This is a genomic window from Methanocaldococcus sp. FS406-22 (genome assembly GCF_000025525.1).
GTDB lineage: Archaea > AGJL01 > Methanococci > Methanococcales > Methanocaldococcaceae > Methanocaldococcus.
In genome coordinates this window covers 245,182-269,842 of sequence record NC_013887.1, presented here as the reverse complement: position 1 = coordinate 269,842, position 24,661 = coordinate 245,182, and the positions used below count along the sequence as shown (strand labels likewise).

Here is a 24,661-nt window from a genome sequence, read left to right as displayed (position 1 = left end):
TGATGCTATTGGTATTATTGTGTGATGATTATGAGAATTTGTATTCAACCGGTTGGAGATGTTGATATTGAGATTTTAAATTTTTTAAAGAAAAAACTTCAAGACATCTTTGGAATTTGTGAAATACTTCCCAAAATAGACATTCCTATTTATGCTTATGATTCCATTAGACAGCAGTTTAACTCTACATTAATATTAAAATCACTTCCAAATGTATGTGATGTCATTTTAGGAGTTGTAGATGTTGATATTTACGCTGATAATTTAAATTTTGTATTTGGTGAAGCAGAGTTGTTTGGTAGAAGGGCATTAATATCTTTAACAAGATTGAGACCTGAATTTTATGGATTGCCACCAAATAAAGATATCTTAAAAATTAGAGCTTTAAAAGAAGCTATGCATGAAATAGGGCATGTTTTGGGATTAATGCACTGTGAAAATAGGGAATGTGTGATGAGTTTTTCAAACTCTATTATTGATGTGGATTTAAAGGACTGGAAGTATTGTGAAAAATGCTTAAAAAAGCTAAGGGATAGGGGTATTTACATTTCAATTTAATTTCCTTCTTTTTCTTCTTCTAATTTTAATATTGCCTCGGCGATATCTCCATTACATTCCTCTAATGCCTTTCTTGCCATTTCTTTTGAAACGTTACACTGATTAGCTACTAACTCAACATCCTCTTCAGTTATTTCAACTTTAACTTCCTCTTCTTCTTTTTCTTTTTTAATCTTCTTTGGCTTTCCTGTTATTGAGTAGGTTTTAACTCCTAATATGTCCATAACTTGAACTTTTGGTTCTTCAAATACCCACTCCTCATCTTCAAATACGAATATTACTTTTTTTGGGTTCAAATCTTCAGTTTCCATTCCAAAATCTTTCATCATCTTTTGCATTTTCTTCAACATTCTTGGATTTACTTTACCTGGAAACATCTTTTCACCAAAGTTTTAGAGTTTGTTTCTATTTTTATTCTCGTTGATATTTTTATAGTTTTATAGCCCCAACAATGAATGCTAAAAGAACAATGTTCATTATGGTTTTTAAAAATTTTGAAACCTTTGATGCAGTTTCTTTATTTGGGTTCTTTAATAATAAAGCCATAGCATAGATAAATAAGATATCGCAAATTACTATCAAGATTAGATAGTATATTTCAAATATTTTTAGTATATATGGTAAAGGACTCAATACAACTGCCAAAATTGCCAAAAATATGGCAAAATATAAGGCTTTTTTACCATATGTTATTGGTAGTGAAACAACTCCCTCTTTTTTATCCCCCTCAATATCTTCAAAATCTTTAACTATTTCCCTGCCCCAAATTGAAAGTAAAGAGCATAAAAACAAAATAACAACTGGCATAACATTTTTTCCAGCAACTCCACCAAATAGAAATACAGAGCCAGTTAAATAACCAATAATAAAATTCCCAACTGGTTTATATCGTTTGTATTTTTTTGCATATAGGTAGAGGAGGACGGCATTAACCACAGCTATAATTAACGCATATATATTTATAAATATTGAGAGAGCTAAGCCCAAAATTAATAATATGGCTGAAAATGTTTTTGCCTCTTCCAATTTAATCTTTCCAGAAGGTAAAGGCCTAAATGGTTTATTTATCTTATCTATCTCAATATCAAAGATATCGTTTATTACATTTCCATAGGCACAAACAAAAAATACAACAAAAAATACTAAAATACATTTTAAAATATCAATCTCAAAGTTTGATGAGATTAAATAACCTATAATTCCTCCAATAGATGCAGTTATGCAGTTTTTAGCTCTAATAAGTTCTAAATAAGCTTTTAGTTTTTCCATGAAAATCCCCAAAATATAGTTTGTTCATAAAACAAATAATAACAAAAAACTATTTATATACCCTTCACAAAAAGTATTTGAAAAGGTTTAGGAGTTGATTGACTTGATTAAAAAAGGTGACTATGTCAAAGTAGATTACATTTTAGTCGTAGATGGAAAAGTTATTGACACATCAATAGAAGAAGTAGCTAAAGAAAATAAAATATATTACCCTGAAAGAGAATATGAACCTATTGGCTTTATTGTAGGTAATGGCGAATTAATTGAAGGTTTTGAAGAGGCAGTTATAGGCATGGAAGTTGGTGAAGAAAAAACTGTAACAATTCCACCTGAAAAAGGTTATGGACTTAGAGATGAAAGATTAATCCAGGAAATTCCTAAAGAAATGTTTGCTGATGCTGACTTTGAGCCACAGGAAGGGATGCTAATCTTAGCCAGCGGAATCCCTGCAAAGATAATAAAGGTTACAGACGATACAGTAACTTTAGACTTTAACCACGAACTTGCTGGAAAAGAACTAACATTTACAATAAAGATATGCGATGTCCAACCAGCTGAGTCAGAATAATAATTTTCTGTCCTATTTTTATTTTTAGTTTATTAGTTTTGAGGATTAATTAATAGCAAATACTTTTTTATATCAAAATTTTTTAAAAGTTTTTTAAATATCAATCCTCAGTCATAAAAATTTATATATGATTTCAATTTTATCATTACTTTACCTTTAACATTTTTTGGTGATGAGATGAAGGGTGCTGAAGCAATTATAAAAGCATTAGAAGCTGAGGGAGTTAAGATCATATTTGGTTATCCAGGAGGGGCAATGCTCCCATTTTATGATGCATTGTATGATAGCGATTTAATCCACATATTGACAAGGCATGAACAGGCAGCAGCACATGCAGCAGATGGATTTGCGAGAGCAAGTGGAGAGGCAGGAGTTTGCGTCTCTACATCTGGACCGGGAGCAACAAACTTAGTTACTGGAATAGCAACTGCCTATGCAGATTCATCTCCAGTTATTGCCTTAACAGGGCAGGTTCCTACCAAGTTAATTGGAAACGATGCATTTCAGGAGATTGATGCTCTTGGCTTATTTATGCCAATAACAAAACACAACTTCCAACTAAAGAAGCCAGAAGAGATTCCAGAAACATTTAGAGCAGCTTTTGAAATTGCTACAACTGGGAGACCTGGACCGGTTCATATAGATATTCCAAAGGATGTGCAAGATGGAGAAATTGATATTGAGAAACATCCAATCCCAGCAAAGGTTGATTTGCCAGGTTACAAACCAAAAACAGTAGGACACCCTTTGCAAATAAAAAAGGCAGCTAAATTAATAGCTGAAGCTGAAAAACCAGTTATCCTAGCTGGTGGAGGAGTCATAATTAGTGGAGCTTCAGAAGAGCTGTTGAGGTTAGCTGAGTTTGTTAAAATCCCAGTTTGTACAACCTTAATGGGTAAAGGCTGTTTCCCAGAAGACCATCCTCTCTCATTAGGAATGGTTGGAATGCATGGAACTAAAGCAGCTAACTACGCAGTTACAGAGTGTGATGTTTTAATAGCTATTGGTTGTAGATTTTCGGATAGGGTTACTGGAGATATTAGATACTTTGCCCCAGAGGCTAAGATTATACATATAGATATAGATCCAGCTGAGATAGGTAAAAATGTTAGGGCGGATATTCCAATAGTTGGAGATGCAAAGAATGTTTTGAGAGATTTGTTAGCTGCATTAATAGCATTGGAAATTAAAAATAAAGATGCATGGATTGAGAGGATTTATGAACTAAAAAAGCTATCTATCCCAATGATGGACTTTGATGATAAGCCAATAAAGCCACAGAGGTTTGTTAAGGATTTGATGGAAGTTTTGAATGAGATTGATCCAATGTTAAAAAACACAATTATAACAACAGATGTTGGGCAAAACCAGATGTGGATGGCACACTTCTTTAAAACAAAGATGCCAAGAAGCTTTTTAGCTTCTGGTGGTTTGGGAACTATGGGTTTTGGATTCCCAGCGGCAATTGGGGCTAAGGTAGCTAAACCCTATGCTAATGTTATATCAATTACAGGAGATGGAGGATTTTTGATGAACTCCCAAGAGTTGGCAACAATTAGGGAGTATGATATACCAGTGGTTATTTGTATCTTTGATAACAGAACCTTAGGAATGGTTTATCAATGGCAAAACCTCTATTATGGGCAGAGGCAGAGTGAAGTGCATTTAGGAGAGAGTCCAGACTTTGTTAAATTAGCTAAAAGTTATGGAGTCAAAGCTGATAGAATAACAAGCCCAGATGAGATTAAAGAAAAATTAAAAGAGGCAATATTGAGCAATGAGCCATATCTCTTAGATATTGTTATAGACCCAGCTGAGGCATTGCCAATGGTTCCTCCTGGAGGAAGATTAACAAATATAATTCAACCAATTAGAGTAGAGCCAAAGATTAAAAAGGCAGAGTTTGATGAGATTAAGAAGGTTAGAGAAATGGCTACTGTTAAAGAGTTTTAAATTATCTTTTTTCAATCTCTTTAATAACTTTATCAAGATTTGCTCTTCTAAAGCTAAAATCCTGGGAGGGAAAGTTCATGAAAGTAGAATTTATGCAAGGAAATCAGGCATGTGCTAAAGGGGCTATAAAGGCTGGTTGTAGATTTTTTGCTGGCTATCCTATAACTCCTTCTACAGAGATAGCTGAGGCAATGTCAAGAGAGCTGCCAAAGGTTGGAGGTTACTATATACAGATGGAAGATGAGATTGGGAGTATAGCAGCAGTTATTGGAGCAAGCTGGGGAGGTTTAAAGGCAATGACGGCTACTTCAGGGCCGGGTTTTAGTTTAATGCAAGAGAATATCGGCTTTGCTTATATGACAGAGACACCATGCGTTATTGTAGATATTCAAAGAGGGGGGCCTTCAACAGGGCAACCAACCATGGCTTCCCAAGGAGACATGATGCAGTGTAGATGGGGAAGCCATGGGGATTATGAGGTTATAGCCTTATCTCCAAGCTCTGTTCAAGAGATGTATGACTTCACAATAATGGCATTCAACTATGCTGAAAAATATAGAATTCCAGTGTTTGTAATGGCTGATGAGATAGTTGGACACATGAGGGAGAAGGTTGTTTTGCATGACAACATTGAGATAATTGATAGAAAAAAACCAGATGAAAAACCATGCAAAAAGCCATATCCTTTTGATAAGCTAATTCCAGAGATGCCAGTGTTTGGTGAGGGTTATAATGTGCATATAACTGGATTAACTCATGATGAGAGAGGTTACCCAGATGTCTCTCCAGAGACACATGATAAGTTGGTTAGAAGAATAGTAAATAAAATTAGAAAGAATAAAGACGAGATAATTAAATGGGAAGGAGAAAATATAGATGCTGAGATAATGTTTATCTGCTATGGTTCTCCTTCAAGGACTGTGAAGCATGCAGTTAGAAATTTGATGGAAAAAGGCTTAGATGTTGGATACATAAGGTTGATAACAGTTTATCCATTCCCAGATGAATTGTTAAAAAAATTAAAGGCAAAGAAAGTCATAGTTCCAGAGATGAACTTAGGACAGATTTATTATGAGGTTGAGAGGGTTTGCAAAAAAGCTGATGAGATAATCTTAGTTGATAAGATTGGAGGAGAATTGCATAGACCAGAGGAGTTAGAGAGGGCTGTTTTGGAATAAATCTTTATTTGGTGTTATTTGTGAAGGTTTATAACGCCTACAAGGTTGTAGGAGCATTTATGTTCTCTACGAGCATTCTTTTTGTTTTATATATCTCAACCCTTCTTCAAAGTTTTAAATTACCATTGCCAGTTATTCTAGTTGTGGATGTTTTAATTATCTTAATCTTTGCCTATCTCTTCTTAAAACCAAAGAAATTAGTTATTTTAGAGGATGGGATAAAGATAGACGACGAATTCTATAGTTGGAATGATGTTATAGAGTTTTTTGTATCTTTAAATTCAATACAGATAAATCTTAAAGGAAAAAGAGAAGAGACATTTAATTGGGAGACACCGGGACTTTTTAAATATAGACCACAAATAGAATATGTGGTTAAAAAAGATACTGAACTTTTAAAAATTCTAAGGAAGAAGATTGGACATAAAGAGAGAAAAAGGGGTTAGCTATGAAAAAATTGGCTGTAATTTTTTTATCTTTAATTTTGGCTATATCAATTTGTGGATGTTTTAATAATGAAAAAAGGGAAGCGTATAAATCAAACATTTCTACAGACGTTGAAAAAGAAAATATGAAAACTTATAACAATGAATCAGTAGGAAATTTAGAAGAGAAATCTCATAAATTAAATATCACAAATGATGAAAATACAACAAACAATACCATAAAAACTACAAAAAGATATGATTTTTCAAAGTCAGTTGATATAGACAAGATGTTTTTGAATCTCCCATATAATGAGGAGATGGATTTTGATGGAAAGGTTATTAAAAAATATAAAAACATAACATTTGCAGTTAGCAAAAAGCCAATTGACTTTTCATATGCATATGCGTTTAATGAAGTTAAAAAATATCCTCAGAGAGATATTTTTGGTAACTACACATATTATGAATTCATTCCACAAAATACCAATTTATCAATTAGCTACTGTTATTACAGAAAGGTAGGTAACTACTACATAGTTATGCAAACCTATGAAAAAAGTAAAAGAGCTACTGATTTATGGATAAATTGGACTAAACACATATTTAGTTTGTTTGAAGAAAAATAACCCCTTCAGTGCTCATACGGTTCATCATAACTTGTCAGCAAAGCCAATCTTCATCATCAGGGGTTTGTTATGATAGAAAGGGCTTTGATATTAGACGGCTACACTGATGAGCCAGCTGGTTTAGGAGTTCCTCCATATATAGGCATTTATCCAAGATATGCCTATGGAGTCTTAGATAAATATAACGTTAAAGTGGATTATATAACTATCGACAAATTTAGAGAGGTTAGAGGGAGCTTTAACTTAGATAAATACGATGCTATAATCTGTATCTGCGGATTTCACACACCAGGGAAGTATTTAAATGCAAATCCGGCTACATTAAAGGAGTTTGTCTCTATACTATATAACTACGATGGTTTAAAAATTTTAGGAGGGCCTTCAGCTACAAAATACGGTTCTTCAATGATTGGAGGAAGAATAGAGGATGAGAGCAAATATAAAGCTTTTTTTGATGTTGTTGCTGAAGGTGATTTAGAGGCAGTTTTAAATGATTTGTTAAGAGAGAGGAGCTTAGAGAAGGTTGATTTTAACAGATATAGAACTTATGAAGAGTTGAGAGAGTATGCTATTAGAGGGGCTAAGGTTGTGAAAAAGCATCCAAACTATCCATACATAATAGCTGAGATTGAAACTTATAGGGGATGCTCAAGGGCTTTAAGTGGGGGTTGTTCTTTCTGCACAGAGCCAAGGAGGTTTGGACTGCCAACATTTAGGGATGAGAGAGATATAGTTGATGAAATTAAGGCATTGTATGATGAGGGAATAAAATACTTTAGAATTGGAAGACAACCATGCATGTTATCATATAAATCAATTGATTCAGAAAAGGAAGAGGTTCCAAAACCAAATGTTGAGGCAATTGAAAAGCTATTTAAAGGTATTAGGAATGTTTCAAATCCAAAGGTTTTACATATAGACAATGCCAATCCTGCAGTGATAGCAAGGCATGAGAATGAAAGCAGAGAGGTTGCTAAAATATTGGTTAAATATTGCACAAGTGGGAATGTTGCAGCTTTTGGTGTTGAAAGTTTTGATGAAAAAGTAATTAAAGCTAATAACTTATTAACAACACCAGAAGATGTCTTAAAAGCTGTGGAAATTTTAAATGAAATTGGAGGACAAAGAGGAGAAACAGGATTGCCATATTTATTGCCCGGTATAAATCTATTGTTTGGATTGAAAGGGGAGAGAAAAGAAACATTTGCTATAAATTTTGAGTATTTAAAGGAGATTTATGATAGAGGTTTTATGATTAGAAGGATTAACATAAGGCAGGTAGTTCCATTCTTTGGGACTGATATAACTCTAAAGGATATAAAAAAGGCAGAAAAGAGAAAGAAGCTATTTTTATGGTTTAAAGAGAAGGTTAGGGAAGAGATAGATAACAAAATGCTTAAGAGGGTTGTGCCAAAAGGAACTATACTAAAAGATGTATTTATTGAGGTTAAGGAGAGGGATAACTTATATTTTGGAAGGCAGTTTGGGAGCTATCCAATTTTAGTAGGAATTGTTGATAAAAATTTAAAAATTGGAGAATTTGTAGATGTTGAAATTGTTGATTATGGAAGGAGGTCGATTACTGGAAAGGTTGTTAAAAACTAATCTATTTTTCAGAATTTTAGTTTTTAGATATTTCACCTAAAATTTTAAATATATTGTAGCTAATATTTGAAACAGTTTTTATTTAGTATTAAATTCATTAAATCAACTAACCTATCTACCAAATTATTTTTATGAGGGATTGTTATGATGGTGAGAATATTTGATACAACATTAAGAGATGGAGAACAAACACCTGGAGTTTCTTTGACACCAAATGATAAGTTAGAGATAGCAAGAAAGTTGGATGAGTTAGGAGTTGATGTTATAGAAGCAGGTTCAGCTATAACCTCAAAAGGAGAGAGGGAAGGAATAAAATTAATAACAAAAGAGGGGTTAAATGCTGAAATTTGCTCATTCGTTAGGGCTTTACCAATAGATATAGATGCAGCTTTAGAGTGTGATGTAGATAGTGTTCATTTAGTAGTGCCAACATCTCCAATACATATGAAATATAAATTAAGAAAAACAGCAGACGAGGTTTTAGAAACCGCTTTAAAGGCAGTCGAATATGCTAAAGAACATGGATTGATTGTGGAATTGTCAGCGGAGGATGCAACAAGAAGTGATGTAAATTTCTTAATAAAATTGTTTAATGAGGGAGAAAAGGTTGGAGCAGATAGAGTTTGTGTCTGTGACACTGTAGGAGTTTTAACCCCACAAAAAAGCCAGGAATTATTTAAAAAAATAACTGAAAATGTTAATTTGCCAGTATCAGTTCACTGTCACAACGACTTTGGAATGGCTACAGCAAATACATGCTCAGCTGTTTTAGGTGGAGCTGTTCAGTGTCATGTAACAGTTAATGGTATTGGTGAAAGGGCAGGAAATGCTTCATTAGAAGAGGTTGCTACTGCCTTAAAAATACTCTATGGCTATGACACTAAGATAAAGATGGAAAAATTATATGAGGTTTCAAGGATTGTTTCAAGATTAATGAAAATTCCTGTTCCCCCAAATAAGGCAATTGTTGGAGATAATGCCTTTGCTCATGAAGCAGGGATACATGTCGATGGTTTAATAAAAAATACTGAAACCTATGAACCAATTAAACCAGAAATGGTTGGAAATAGAAGAAGAATAATATTAGGAAAACATTCTGGTAGGAAAGCTTTAAAATACAAACTTGATTTAATGGGTATAGAGGTCAGCGAAGACCAATTGAATATAATATATGAAAGAGTCAAAGAATTTGGAGATTTAGGTAAATACATTTCAGATGCTGATTTATTGGCTATAGTCAGAGAAGTTACTGGAAGAGTAGTTGAAGAAAAGATTAAGTTAGATGAATTAACCGTAGTTTCAGGAAATAAAATAACTCCAATCGCATCTGTTAAACTTCATTATAAAGGAGAGGATATTACCCTTATAGAAACCGCTTATGGAGTAGGACCTGTAGATGCAGCAATAAATGCGGTGAGAAAAGCAATAAGTGGGGTTGCAGATATCAGGCTGGTAGAGTACAGGGTTGAAGCAATTGGGAGTGGAACTGATGCATTAATAGAGGTTGTGGTTAAATTAAGAAAAGGAACTGAAATTGTTGAAGTTAGAAAATCAGACGCTGATATAATAAGAGCCTCCGTAGATGCAGTAATGGAAGGAATCAATATGCTATTAGATTAGCTTATTACCATAACCAATTAAAATATTTTAATTCAGGGTATTTGTAATTCTAATATCGGAACGTTTATATATTGGTTGTTATTATCTCCATATTGGGAAATCTTGGAGTTTTTGTTCTTTTTCTAAATTTTTGAAAAATTAAAAATGTCCAAAAAATGTTCCATAAATTATTTATACAGACAGAAGGGACTACATTATTTACCTACTTAGAAATGTTCCTCTATTTCACACGGGGTGTATGAGGTGAGGTTATGAGAAAGTTAATATTTATGATAACCTTGTTAATAACCTTAGCATTTTTGGGAACTCTATTTGGTTATGGAAACAATGGGCCGTTGTATGTAACATATTATGAAAAGTATAATATAACAGGTAACGCCACAGGTGAAGGAACAATATCAGCTAAAATAAACAATATAACTGGATATATTATAATTAACAACACAGGAAAGGATGTAAACGACACTTTACAAGATGTCTGGGTTGCTGTTAAAGTGGTAAACAACATTACAGGATTGAAGGTTATAAAAAATACTACTCCAAAAGGTGTTTTTATTGAAAATACTGCTCCTGCATATACTGGATTACCAAGTGGTTTAACATACATACACATCCCAATACTTCCAAACGGGACTTACGTTATTGTATCATTCGGAATAAATCCTGCTATAACAGGTGTTCCATTACTAATAAATGAAACCTATAGTGATACAAAAATCCCCTCAAGAAAGTTAGCAAACTGGAGTGTCTATATGAACATAAGTAGGAATGTCTCAGCACTACCATCAGCAGATACAGCAGTTTCCGTTAGTATGACAAAGTATCTAAGTAACGACATAAATAACTATGGAAGTGATACTTGGAACTTCTTAAATATAACAGATGCTATTCCTAATCAAGGTTCAACAGAACTTTGGAATGGGCCTTATTTTGCAGGAACTGCAAATGATTCGTTAAATTGGACAGGGGTTGTATTAAACAGTACTCAAAATGCAAGTATTACAATCGACATAACAGGAAATAACACTTACGCAAACAGAACTGGAACATTGATGAAATATGGTTTTGCAGTTATTTTCTTTGAATTCAATGGAACAATGTCTGGAACAGAGATTGAAGGAGTTTATGCGGCAGGATATGCAGCACCAAGTGCAACCAAAGAAGGGCCATTCTTAAATGTATCAAGCGGTAAGTATGAAATATGGTATGAAAATGCATCAGTTAAAAACAATGCAGAAAGTTACTACTTTAACTTAACCAATGTAACTATTTGGGCAGTAAATGGAAGTAATCCAGCAATAGTAGATCCATTTAATACAACATTAATAATCCCTGGTTCAAAAAATGCACTGTCACCAAATAAGCTGTTAGCACCAGGAGACATTTGGAATTCAGAGAAATTCAACTTCACATTTAATGGAGTCCCAGTAGTTTGGGCAAACTGCACATTTAAAGTTGCAGATACTAACATAACTTTAATAAATAGGAGCGTTCATGAATACTCAACAAAGTATGGAAGTTCCTACATAGTTGTGGAAGAGATTTATGTTGTGGGTAGTTATTTGGTTAAGGTGACTAAGCATATTGTTCCGAATGATGATGGGACTTATGATATTTACATAGTTGTTGAGAATATTGGTAGTGAGAAGACTCCTGAGTATGTGTACGTTTATGATTTGGTGCCAAAGAACTTTACTGTTTCAGATGAGTGGGTTAATCAATCAAGTATGTTGATTGCTAGTGGTAGTCATACGATTACAACAAATCCAAGGTATAATTTGAGCATGTGGTGGGCGTTACATGCAATATATCCTGGAGCAGATGGTGATGGTAGTTACACAGACTGGAGTGAAATATCAGCAAATGAAACAGTAGTTATACACTACAAACTAAACGGAACAGGAGAATTCTACCCAAGTGACGCATTCATCGTCGGTATCGACCCTACAAACTCACTACTACCAACAACCTCACCAAAAATAACCACAGTAAGCGGAACCATAGAGAATAATTCGGAACCAATTCTTGCATTAATAACCGTGTTAGCTGGATTAGGAATTATAATACGAAGGGCAATGTAAGACTAAACCCCTTTTTCCTAATTTTTAATTCTTTATAAATTTACGCTTTCTGCGGATATTCACTTATTTTATCGGATTTTGTTAAATTAATTTGCCTTTGGGATTAGACATATTATTTTATTTGTGTTAGGTACTTTTGGGTGGTGTAGTGTATGCCAGATGTGAGGTTAAGATTTGTAAATTCAAGTATTGTATTGATTACATTAATTTTAACAGTTCCCTTATTAATGTTAAACTGCGTTTCTGGATTAAAAACAATATTCTACGACGATTTTGAAAATTGGAGTGGGTGGTACAACTATAGTAATGGGGCAGTAGAACAATCCTCTAATTATTCTTACTCTGGGACATATTCTCTTAGAAAATTTTTAAATGATGACCCAAATGGAGGATATAAATTAATTGGGAAAGAAATTGGGAGAAATATTGTGGTTGAAGGTTGGATTTATAGGCCTACACCTTATGTAAGTGGTAAATGGGATAGGATAGGGATTGAGGATGAAAATTTCAATGGATACTCTATAAGAATAGAGCATGACTATAACATAATAGCCATAGAAACGAGAGTAGGAGGAATTGCAAGTAGCACATTAGCAACAGCCACCTGGAATCCTCCAGAAAATGAATGGTATCATTTTAAATTTTATCTTTATTCAAATGGAACGTTGAAGTTAGAGGTTTATTATGAAAACGGTTCATTGGGAGCAACAGTATCAACAACTGACAATACCTACACAAAATTTGACAGAGTTGTTGTTCACGGAGGGCAGGATTACTATGTTGATGATTTGAGGATTTCAGATTTATACCCTCCACTAAGAGTAAGATATATTGAAGAATACAACGCAACTGCTATTGTAGACGGGACGGGAAAAACAGACTATTCCTCTGGTTTAACAGGACATATAGTTATTGAAAATACCGCCCCTTATGAGGAAGATACATTAAATGATGTGTGGGTGGCAGTGGATATAAAAAATAATGCGAGTGGTTTGAGATTAGTTTATAATGGAACCCCAAAAGGAGTTTTCATTAAAGACTCCGCTCCTGCATATACTGGATTACCAAGTGGTTTAACATACATACACATCCCAATACTTCCAAATAATAGTTATGTTGAATATGAGTTTGATATCGATGCATCCCAAACTCTTCCAATATTGGTAAATGAAACCTATGACGCTACAAAAATACCTGCAAATAAAATGTCGGAATGGACTATAAATTTGACAGTCTATTTAAATAAAAATCTTGTTCCTAATGGGGAGAATGTAAATGTTAAGGTTATAAAATATCTGAGTAATGGGCAGTTTTATGATAACTTTGAAAATTGGACAGGCTGGGAGCAGTATAGAAATGGAATAGTTCAATGGTCATCGTCTTATTCCCATTCTGGAAATTACTCTTTAGAAAAATATGGAGTTTCAACAAGTTTAAATAATGACCCTAATGGAGGATTTAAACTACTTCCAAAAGAAATTGGTAGAGATGTGGTTATAAGTGGATGGATATATAGACCAAGCAACTGGGGCGGGGGACCGATAGATAGAATAGGTTTAGAGGACGAGAACTTTAATGGATATTCGTTTAGGGTAGATCACTATAACAACTATATATCAATCGATAGAAGAACTGGTGGAAATCCTCAAGAAATTAGTATTGAAGTTCCATGGAATCCTCCAGAAGATGAATGGTATTATTTCGAGTTTCATATTTATTCAAATGGGACACTAACATTCTCAACTTACTATAAAAACGGCTCATTAGGAGCAACTGTATCAACAACTGACAATACCTACACAAAATTTGACAGAGTTGTTGTTCATGGAGGTTATGTTTATTATGTTGATGACTTAGAAGTGAATTCTAAAAACTTTGACTTTTATGGGGATAAAAACTGGACATATCTTGAAATAACATCAGCAAATCCAAGTGAAGGAGTGGCAGTGTTGTTTGATGGGGATTATTTTAAAAAAGATTATAATACATCAAATCTAAACGCGATAAATTGGTCAAATATCACTTTAAATTGGAGCAATGACAAAGCTACTTTAGTATTTAATGTATTGGGAAGTTACTCCTATAGTGAAAGAGACAACATATTAGCAAAATATGGATTTGCCAAGATATTATTTAACTACAATGGAACTAATACAAACACATCTATAAAAGGCGTTTATGCATCCGGATGTTGTGCTATTTCAACATCTCATGGAACAACTGGAGAGATAAATATTTGGAAAGAAAATGCAACTTTCAAAAATAATGCAAAATCATATTCCTTCAATTTAACGAACCTTAATATATGGGCTGTGAATAAATCTGCTTATGAGTTTTGTTGGAATCCGTTCAACGAATCTATCTGGATAGATGGAAGTAATTATACTGTAACTCCAAATATTGATATACCTCCTGGAGGAGTGTGGAACTCTAAAACCTACAACTTCACATTTAGCGGAGTTCCTATCGTTTGGGCAAATTGTACATTTACAGTATCAAAAAAAGACTATATTCTCCTAAATGAGACAAGCCAAATAGGAAATTCATACATCGTTATTGAGGAAATTTATGTTGTGGGTAGTTATTTGGTTAAGGTGACTAAGCATATTGTTCCGAATGATGATGGGACTTATGATATTTACATAGTTGTTGAGAATATTGGTAGTGAGAAGACTCCTGAGTATGTGTACGTTTATGATTTGGTGCCAAAGAACTTTACTGTTTCAGATGAGTGGGTTAATCAATCAAGTATGTTGATTGCTAGTGGTAGTCATACGATTACAACAAATCCAAGGTATAATTTGAGCATGTGGTGGGCGTTACATGCAATATATCCTGGAGCAGATGGTGATGGTAGTTACACAGACTGGAGTGAAATATCAGCAAATGAAACAGTAGTTATACACTACAAACTAAACGGAACAGGAGAATTCTACCCAAGTGACGCATTCATCGTCGGTATCGACCCTACAAACTCACTACTACCAACAACCTCACCAAAAATAACCACAGTAAGCGGAACCATAGAGAATAACTTTGAGACATTTTTAATACTGATAAATGTTATCTTTGGGTTAGGTATATTAATAAAAAGAATATAAAAAGTAAGAAAACAATAAATAAAGTTTGGGGGATAATGATGATGAAGAGATTTGCATTATTCTTTGTTTTTTTAGCTCTTATAACTCCAACTTTTGCGGATGTTGAGGAAATAACAAACTACAATATGACCGTTGATTTAACAAAAAATCCTGCACATATAACAAATATCATAACCATTCAAAATCTCGTTAAGTATCCTCTTGTTCCAGGAATTGGAGAATTAAGATTACAGAAAGAAGAGCCAAAAAAAATACTATTTATCCCAATACCATTTACAGGAGAAAAAAAACCAATAAAGATTGAGAATTTAAAAGGGTATTATATAATTGGACATCAAAAATATCCTATGAATGTAAGTGTCTCTTATAAAGATACGTATTCAGTTATTGAGTATCAAATATGGGATCCAATAGATAGTGGAAAAAATATAACTTTGATAATTGAATATGACGCAGACATTGTTGATAATGGAATTTTATTTAAAACTGTCTCAATTCCAGTTGGGTGTGATTTGAATATAAGGAAGTTTAATATAAACTTTATCTCTCCATATCATTTAACCTATCAAGAACCAGATGGAAATGGTTTCCAAATCCCCAAAAATACATTATTCATCGTAAAGGCAGAGTTTTCGATATTGCCACTACCAAAATTGCCAACTTATGGATATGTATTGTTTTGGTTAAGTATACTGTCTGTATTAGTAATAATCTTCGTATATACGGAATTAAGAAGAAGAAATAAAGGAAATAAGGATAATAATGGATAGATAATAATCCAAGTATCTCTAAAATTGTCTAAGACCTGTTCTATAAATTTTAAATACTTCCAATACATACTTTACTTTTGGACAGTTGAATAAAATTATTTCTTCAAAGTAAGACGACAAAATATAAAAATTGATGGGATTATTATGATATTCAATTTAAAGAATATTTCAATATTTGTATTAGCTATTTTATTGGTTTCAAATGTAAGTTTAGGATTAAATATTTCTACAATAAATGAAAGTTTAGATTCAAATAATATGGATGTGGCATTCAACAAAAGCCTACCCTCTTCTATAGACGCATTAAACTATAACTTAACTAAGAATGAAAGTGTAGGAAAAGACAACAATGTAACGATAAATATAACAAATGTAACTAATGAAGAAGAAAATGAGTGTTATTTAAATGTTATTGTTAATGGTTATAAAGTTATAGTAGAAACTAACGGAAAGGTTTTTGGGTTTGCAAATGGAACTCCTCTAAAATTTGTTAAAATAGATAGTAGCAAATATGTGATTTCTCCAGTAATCTTAAACACTCCAATGGAAATTTACACAAAATTTGATGGTAACAAAATATTGCATAAAACAGTTATTTTAAATTACACAAAACCAGAAAAAGAAAATGAAGAAACGAAAAAAAAGGAATTGCACTATTTAAATGTATCATTTGATAATTTTAAGCTGATTGTTAAAACAAACGGAAAACCTTATGCTAAATATTTAGATGTCAATATAAAAGTTAAAACTAAAAAAATTAAAAAATATGAATATTTAGTTTATCCTCTAATTTTAAACAAAACAATTATCATTTATGCAAAATTCAAAAATGAAACATTGAATAAAACAGTATTTTTAAACTATACTTGTGAAAATGAAAATCTAACAAACAAAACAATATTAACGAGAGATGTTTATTTTCCATCAGAAAAAATAGTTGTAAAAACAAACTTTAAACCAAATACTGCATATATAATAACTCCCGATAATAAAATAATACGATTAAAAGTTCATAAAAAAGGGAAGTTTTATGTTTTATCCACAAAACTAAAAAAGAATGTTATATTAGGAAATTATTCAGTTGTAATTGATGGAATTAAAAAAACTTTTGCTGTTGATTATTATAAAATTAACGCTAAATTGATAAACAATAGATTTATCGTTGGAAATGTCTCTTACTATGTTAAAGAACCAAAGTTTTTAACCCTCATTATTTATCCAAATAAAAAAGAGATTGATGTTCCATTGATTAATGGAACATTTGATATTCCTTTAGATTATTTGGTTAATAAGTTAAATATATCAAAACCTGAAAAAATTAAAAAAATAGTTTTAATATGTGGAAATGCAGAAGAAAAAATAAAAATCAAACTTAAAAATAAAGAAAAACTAAAAAAATTAATTTCTTATGATCCCGTTAATAAAGAGGTAGTTATTAAAATTGAAGGAAATAAAAAAGATGTTGAAAAAATTTTAAAGGAATATAAAAAAGGGAAATACTACATTTCAAAAATAATGGACATTAATAACCATACAACAATAGAGATTAGGGTTAAAGCAGATGAAGAAATTTTAAAAGATTATGGACTACCAGTAGATGTTATAAAAACTACTGAAACTATAAAGAAAATAAGTAATAATAAAATTAGGGTTGAAGTTAATAACAAATTAGATGGTATTTGGTATAGATTTAGCTGTAAGATTCCAAAAGGTTATAGGGTTAAAGAAATTGTAGGAGATGATGGTAGAATAATAAAAAATAATATTTCAATAAACAGATTAACTGGAGAAGTTGTTGGAGAAGTAAGATGGTATATTGAAAACAACACACTATACTTCTATGACGACCCAATTTATGGATATGATATATCTTTAATTCCACCAGCTCCAAATAATTCAATCGCTGTTGAATTGTCTTATGATGGGCAAGATAATGGTGGATGTGGGCAAATATCTGCAATTGTATTTCCATACAGTGAAGGAGATAACATATCAACAATTGAAACATACGACCATGCAGGGAGAACTGGAGATTACGATTATGCAAATAATATTGATGCCGATGCAGGTTCTAAGATAGCAATAAAATATACAAGCGGAATACGAACAAGGCAGTATGGAAATGGTGGAGACTATTATGAAACTGCATCGTTTTACTTATCTGAGATAAATAGAACAGACGTTCCTTTAAATACTGTTCCAAATGGAGTTTTAGAAAGCGTGATTATAACGAATATGTATGCTCCATGGACTAACAATGAGTTAAATATTACTCAAAAAGTAATCATTAGAGGAAATAATAAGTGGTTTGCTACCATATACTACATAAAAAACCCAACAACAAAAACATACACAAATTTAAAGTTCTTTCAGGGGATGGATTGGAATTTCAGAGGAAGTTATCAGAAGGACAATGCATATTACAACAATGCCAACGATGTTGTATATGGGTATGACTCTGACGCTCCGTCGGGAGATATACAATATGGTGGTTTTAAATCAATTCTTCCAAGTTATGAGCATGATGTTAATCCTTATTGGCGTATGTGGGACGATATCAAATATGATAATTTAAATAACTATTCGTCATATAATGGGGACGCGGGAGTTGCATTAGCATGGACTAAGAGCTCATTAAAACCAGGAGAAATTTGGGTAGTTCCAATAATTTGGGGATTAGGATATAATTTTACTGACATGATGAATGAAATAAACATGGGATTAAGTCAATTATACGATACTGGGGTTAAAACTATAAACTATCCAAATAATGGGGATGTATTTAATCCAAATCTTCAACCAATAATATATGTAAATTCAACAATAGCTTTGTATGGGTTGGTAGATGCATACAATTTAAATGTTTCAATTAATGTGACTCAAATTAATGGGACTTACACTTATACAAACTCAACTCTAATAAACCTATCAGTCCCTTATGAAGAGGAAAAAACCATATCTTTCCCAATAAATATCTCAAACATGCCTTATGGAGCTTACAATATAACAATAAAAACAAATCTTCCAAATGACCAAAATACATCAAATGATGAAAAAAGCATTATAATTTATATTTCTCCATTCTCAATAGAACCAGAATATCAAGAAAAAACTGGAAATGCTGGTGAGGAAATATTCTACAATATAACTCTATATAACTTTGGCTCTGGAGAAAGATTTGATATAAATATAACAAACTCAACAAAGGGCTGGACAACATGCATATATAATAACTCCACTCTAATAGCTGAAGATACCAATGGAGATGGAATTTGGGACTATATAAGTCCAAACTATGATTTAAATGCAAATAATTTGCCAGATATTTATGTACCACATGGAGAATTAAATTTAACAGTTTCAAAGGTAATTCCACCTACAACTCCATTAGGAGAGATTGATTTAACAACTTTGAAATTTGTTAATACAAATAATCCATCGATATATGATATTGCATCATTCCAAACATCAACACCATTCCCTCCATCAGTTCAAAAAACTTTCTACTTGCATGGAGATTCTTCAAGAACTTTAAACACATCTATTCCTACAGAGATAGATAATTATACAACAATTACTGGAAATTCATTAGCTTCATGGACACAGATTCCAAGATTTGCAGACGACTTTACTGTTGTTGGTAATATATCCATCTTACTGTATATGAGCGACCCAGATGTTTTGGGAGGATTTGAAACTCATAAAATAGTAGTTTCACTAATAGCCACTAATGGAGTTAATTCAATTACTTTAGGAAGTGATACAGAAGATTTAAACCTATATAGCACAACACGTCCATACACTTTCAATATTCCTTTAAATTCAATAGTTACAATACCAAAGGATTACTACTTAATTTTAAGAGTGGAAAACCTTCAATCAACAAATTCAATAAACATCTATCATGATTCCACTTATGTATCAAACATAACGCTAAATACAACAACCTACGTAGAAGTTCAGAATATATACGCTGACAAAGATGTTTATATTCCTGGAGACACTGCTACAGTATTTGTAAACATTACAGACCCAATTGGAAGCTATGACATAAAAGGGGCAAATATAGCTGTTTATTATCCAAACGGCACCCTATATATTAATGATTCTATGAATCTGCAAGAGGTCGATGCAAACACTCCATCACTTTGGAAATTATTTAATTACTCATTTAAAGTTCCAGTCTCTGGAAACTACAATATCACAATAACAGGAATAGAATCTAATGGAGTTATCTATAAAAAAGATTATGTTTTATGTGTGGGTTATGAGATTCAAGGATATGTTAAAGAGGATTTTGGAACATTAGGGGTTGAAGACAGTTCAGATAAAGGAGTTTATGATGTGAATGTTTCTCTATTTGAAGATAGCAACAACAACGGTGTTCTTGATAAAAACGATAAAATGATAAACTCTACAACAACAGATGTATTTGGATATTACAAGTTTTTGGTCTATAACACATCAAAAACTTACTTTGTAGCAGTAAATTCAAAGACTATTTCTCCAACAAGAGGATATAACCAAGGATACAACATAAATGATGTTTGGGCAGAAGAAACATATCAAACATTATATGCTCCAATAAATACATCACAATGGATTGCAAATGGGAATGCAACTGTATCAACAAACAAACTCCTACTAACTCCTGATGATTATAATCAGGTGGGTAGTGTTTGGTATTATGAGCCGGTTAATTTGTCGGAGGATTTTGTTATTGAGTATTATGCTTATTTGGGGGATAATCCAGATGGTGCGGATGGTGTAACTTTCACATTGCAACCGAATGGGTTAAGTGAATGGGGTGGGGCTGGAGGAGGTTTGGGATATGCAGGAATAACTCCGAGTGTGGCAGTTGAGATAGACACTTGGCTTAATGACTTTGACTACCCAGCAACTACCGACCACATTGCCATAGACGTTGATGGAATCGTTAATCACACATACAACAACATAACATTCCTAACCCCAAACCCTTACGACTTAGGAAATGTAGAGGATGGGACAGAACATAAAGTTAAAATTGTATGGAATGCCACAACAAAACAATTAACCGTATACTTTGACGGAAGCCAAGTATTAACCTGGAACAAAGACATAACACAAATACTTGGAACCACCGCATACTTCGGATTCACAGGAGGAACAGGAGGAGCAAAAAACCTACAATACATCAAACCAACATACGCAAAAAACGGGAATTCCTACATAATAAAGCCAACCTATAGTATTGTCTCAATGTTTGGTGGAAGAAATCCTGGCAAAAGTGATGATTGGAATACTGGAGATTATGAGCATTACTGCACAGTTGATTTAAATAACTATCATGGAGAGAATATAACCTTTGGATTTAGCTTTGACGTCATAACCAACACAAATCCTGTAGGGCAAGGAAGTTTCGCTCAGTTTATAAAAAATGCTAATGCTATTGTTGGTGAAGATAAAGCCTACTTTAAAATTCCAAAGACAGAACTACATGGAAAATATTACGTAATATATACAAACAATAACAGCATTGTGGATAATTTAACTGTAATCAATGGAAGCACACAGGTAGATGGAGATGTATTGTTATCTGGATCGCAGTGGATTGCTAATGGGGACTCATACATAAACAACTCTGAAAATTTAACTTTAATTATAACTCCTGATGATTATAATCAGGTGGGTAGTGTTTGGTATTATGAGCCGGTTAATTTGTCGGAGGATTTTGTTATTGAGTATTATGCTTATTTGGGGGATAATCCAGATGGTGCGGATGGTGTAACTTTCACATTGCAACCGAATGGGTTAAGTGAATGGGGTGGGGCTGGAGGAGGTTTAGGATATGCAGGAATAACTCCGAGTGTGGCAGTTGAGATAGACACTTGGCTTAATGACTTTGACTACCCAGCAACTACCGACCACATTGCCATAGACGTTGATGGAATCGTTAATCACACATACAACAACATAACATTCCTAACCCCAAACCCTTACGACTTAGGAAATGTAGAGGATGGGACAGAACATAAAGTTAAAATTGTATGGAATGCCACAACAAAACAATTAACCGTATACTTTGACGGAAGCCAAGTATTAACCTGGAACAAAGACATAACACAAATACTTGGAACCACCGCATACTTCGGATTCACAGGAGGAACAGGAGGAGCAAAAAACCTACAATACATCAAACCAACATACGCAAAAAACGGGAATGAATTGCTAAATTTAGATGCAATTTCTAAAAATCCTGTAATAAATAATTTAGCATATAATACAACGATATCAAACATCAATTTTGAAAATGTATCTGTAGCAATCCTCGGAAACGAAAGTGGATTGAACTACTTAAAAATTACGAATGTTAGTGTCTTTGGAAACATTCTAAAAGCAGGTATTGAGTTGCTCGACTATAATTGGAATATGCAGGAGTATCCAGCCTATATGACTAATATACATATAAATTCTTCAGATGCGTATGGAATTGAAATGCTAAATAGGATATGGTTAATATTTGAAGATTCATTGATAGAGATGCACAATGGTATTGGAGTATATTGGGCAAATTGGGCTGGAGGTTATGGAAACTTAACAATGGAAAATATAAGTATAAAGGAGTGTAATCATGGAATTTACTTCTACAAAAATGGAAATATTGCAAGCATAATTAACTCAAAAATTGAAAACTCTGCATATGAAGGGATTTACATAATAGATTCCAATAACATATCAATACTAAATACTTCCATAATTAACAACTCTATTGGAATATTTTCGAATAACTCCTCCATTAGTGTGGAAAATTCAACAGTATTTAATAATAGATTTGAAGGAATTTATGTAGAGAATTCAAATATAACAACATATAATTTGAGTGTATCAAATAACAGCATTGGAATTTATATTAAAGGTTTTGGGAACAATAAGATAAGTTTGTCGAGAATATTTTATAACAACTATGGTGTTGAAGTAGTTAATTCCTCTAAGATATTAATGAACTCATCAGAAATATTCAATAACTCAATCGATGGAATTGCAGTATTTAATGGAGATAATTTAACAATAACAAATAACAGAATTTATAACAACAATTACTCTTTCTTATCATACGGAAATCTCACTAATGTTTTCATCTACAACACTTCATTTGAAAACTCAACAAATAAAAGTTTAGATATTGAAGTGCCTTCAAATTCAGTATTAAATAACTTAACAATATTGGATTCAAAAATATTGAATAGTGGAGAGTATGGCTTATATGTCTATTCATTAGGAGATAGCTCTAATTTAAATATTTCAGGCAATTTCATAAATGCTTCATTTAGAGATGGAATTTTAATATTTGGAGTTAATGATATAGAGATTTTAAATAACAACATTACCAATAATGGATTAATCGGAGGAGACCCAGCAGGAGCAGGAATTAAAGTTATTGGCTACAACACTGCTAATGTAACTATAGAAAACAACAACTGTTCAAACAATGGAGGAAATGGGATTGATGTAGAAGATTATTATGGAAATTATTTGAGAAATGTAACAATTGAAAATAACTATTTATCAAACAATGGAATTGAGGCAAATGCTGGAAACGCCCTCTTTATTGGAGGAAGAGTAGAGAATGTTTTAGTTAAAAACAATATTATGCAGTACAGTGATGCTCAGGCAATTTTAATTCAAGAACCAAATGGATGGGCAACATGGGCATGGATTGGGACGAATATAACAATAGATAATAACACAATTCAATACAACGGTTTAACGGTTGAGGCAGGAAATGTAACGGCAGGAATAACTATTGGAGCTTATGGAAACTACAACCAAGATGATGGTTACATAATAATTAAAAATAACAAAATAATAAACAACAATCTCTGCCCAAACCCAAGTTATGGTGGAAAAGTTGGAGGAATTGAGATTTATGGATTAAATGAGAGTTGGATTAACTTAGAGTTCAATATAACCAACAATATAATAGCAAATAATTCTGCCTATGGAATCTCAGTAGCAGCAAGTAAAGACATCAATATAGTTAATAACACAATATACAACAATGAAAAGGGAATAACCCTTCCAACTTATGATTCTGCTCCTCATAACATAATAATATCTAAGAATTCAATTTACAACAACTCCATGTTGGGAATTGACTTAAATGATGATAATGTAACATTAAATGATGGTCTAATTAATCCAAATGAGGCAAATTATGGTATTGATTATCCAATAATTACTTATGCTGAATTAGTTGGGGATAACTTAACAATTAGGGGATACATTGGAAATGGAACGGGTAGTTCAAACTTTGCAAATGCAATAGTTGAGATTTTCTTAGTTAAAAATTCAACTGGTGGAGACAACTTAATAGGAAATAATATTTCTTCAGACGGAACAACATTAGACGACACCTATGGAGAAGGATGGATTTATTTAGGAAGTTTAATAGCTGATAGTAATGGCTTTTTCAATGGAACCTTAAATGTCTCTGGAAAAGGTGTTGATTATGACTCTATATTAACTGCAACAGCTACAATAAATGGTTATGGAACTTCTGAATTTGGGAGAAACTACCTCTTAATTAAAAAGTTTTTCAATATAACTGGAAGTATAACAATGCTTCCAAACGGCTACAATATAACAATAAAGTCGTACAACACAACAAGAGATGTTTATGTTTATTGGTATAAGCCAAATGATATTGGAGTTATAAACATTTCAGGAGATTATAACGAAAATGGAACAAATGGAAACACATACTGGTTCAAGTTTAATATAATAAATGCAAATGAAGTAAAAAAGATTTCAATAACAACTAATACAACGACAATTGAAGGCCTTATTATAGGCATAGACCCAAAATAAAAAGTTTGTATTTGTCAAAAAATTGTTCTACAAATCTTAAATACTTTAACAAAT

Annotated in this window: 14 protein-coding genes; 12 read left to right on the top strand and 2 right to left on the bottom strand. The window is 32.6% G+C overall.

Annotated elements, in window-relative coordinates:
* Window positions 1–24: 24 nt before the first annotated feature.
* Window positions 25–558, top strand: coding sequence for an archaemetzincin family Zn-dependent metalloprotease (locus MFS40622_RS01360; protein ID WP_012979875.1), 534 nt, complete (start codon window positions 25–27; stop codon window positions 556–558).
* Here MFS40622_RS01360 and MFS40622_RS01355 read toward each other — a convergent pair.
* Together MFS40622_RS01355 and MFS40622_RS01350 are read right to left on the bottom strand one after the other, a co-directional pair.
* Complete coding sequence (locus MFS40622_RS01355) at window positions 555–935, bottom strand: nascent polypeptide-associated complex protein (protein ID WP_012979874.1); 381 nt, start codon at window positions 933–935, stop codon at window positions 555–557. The two genes, MFS40622_RS01360 and MFS40622_RS01355, sit on opposite strands and share 4 nt — an antisense overlap.
* A 52-nt stretch (window positions 936–987) precedes the next feature.
* Entirely contained in the window at window positions 988–1,827 is an 840-nt protein-coding gene (locus tag MFS40622_RS01350) for a UbiA family prenyltransferase (RefSeq protein ID WP_012979873.1), read from the bottom strand.
* A 103-nt stretch (window positions 1,828–1,930) separates the two neighbouring features.
* Between MFS40622_RS01350 and MFS40622_RS01345 the strand changes: the two genes are divergently transcribed.
* The 11 genes from MFS40622_RS01345 to MFS40622_RS01295 all read left to right on the top strand — a co-directional run bounded on the left by MFS40622_RS01345 (window position 1,931) and on the right by MFS40622_RS01295 (window position 24,607).
* The gene (locus MFS40622_RS01345; protein WP_012979872.1) at window positions 1,931–2,395 is read left to right on the top strand and encodes a peptidylprolyl isomerase; all 465 of its coding nucleotides are present in this window, start codon (window positions 1,931–1,933) and stop codon (window positions 2,393–2,395) included.
* 177 nt (window positions 2,396–2,572) lie between these two features.
* Complete coding sequence (locus tag MFS40622_RS01340; protein WP_012979871.1) at window positions 2,573–4,348, top strand: acetolactate synthase large subunit; 1,776 nt, start codon at window positions 2,573–2,575, stop codon at window positions 4,346–4,348.
* A 77-nt stretch (window positions 4,349–4,425) separates the two neighbouring features.
* On the top strand, window positions 4,426–5,526 hold the full coding sequence (locus MFS40622_RS01335) for a 2-oxoacid:acceptor oxidoreductase subunit alpha (protein ID WP_012979870.1): 1,101 nt from the start codon (window positions 4,426–4,428) through the stop codon (window positions 5,524–5,526).
* Between the two features lie 20 nt (window positions 5,527–5,546).
* Window positions 5,547–5,972, top strand: a complete 426-nt coding sequence (locus tag MFS40622_RS01330; RefSeq protein WP_012979869.1) for a hypothetical protein — start codon at window positions 5,547–5,549, stop codon at window positions 5,970–5,972.
* Window positions 5,973–5,974: 2 nt separating this feature from the next.
* Window positions 5,975–6,580, top strand: a complete 606-nt coding sequence (locus MFS40622_RS01325; RefSeq protein ID WP_012979868.1) for a hypothetical protein — start codon at window positions 5,975–5,977, stop codon at window positions 6,578–6,580.
* Between the two features lie 69 nt (window positions 6,581–6,649).
* The gene (locus MFS40622_RS01320) at window positions 6,650–8,185 is read left to right on the top strand and encodes a radical SAM protein (RefSeq protein ID WP_012979867.1); all 1,536 of its coding nucleotides are present in this window, start codon (window positions 6,650–6,652) and stop codon (window positions 8,183–8,185) included.
* A gap of 144 nt (window positions 8,186–8,329) precedes the next feature.
* Entirely contained in the window at window positions 8,330–9,805 is a 1,476-nt protein-coding gene (locus MFS40622_RS01315) for a (R)-citramalate synthase (RefSeq protein WP_012979866.1), read from the top strand.
* A 251-nt stretch (window positions 9,806–10,056) separates the two neighbouring features.
* The gene (locus MFS40622_RS01310) at window positions 10,057–11,886 is read left to right on the top strand and encodes a hypothetical protein (RefSeq protein ID WP_012979865.1); all 1,830 of its coding nucleotides are present in this window, start codon (window positions 10,057–10,059) and stop codon (window positions 11,884–11,886) included.
* Window positions 11,887–12,038: 152 nt separating this feature from the next.
* On the top strand, window positions 12,039–14,987 hold the full coding sequence (locus MFS40622_RS01305) for a hypothetical protein (RefSeq protein WP_012979864.1): 2,949 nt from the start codon (window positions 12,039–12,041) through the stop codon (window positions 14,985–14,987).
* Between the two features lie 38 nt (window positions 14,988–15,025).
* A complete protein-coding gene (locus tag MFS40622_RS01300) occupies window positions 15,026–15,757 on the top strand; it encodes a hypothetical protein (RefSeq protein ID WP_012979863.1) in 732 nt (243 codons plus the stop codon).
* 144 nt (window positions 15,758–15,901) lie between these two features.
* Entirely contained in the window at window positions 15,902–24,607 is an 8,706-nt protein-coding gene (locus tag MFS40622_RS01295; protein ID WP_012979862.1) for a right-handed parallel beta-helix repeat-containing protein, read from the top strand.
* Window positions 24,608–24,661: the final 54 nt, after the last annotated feature.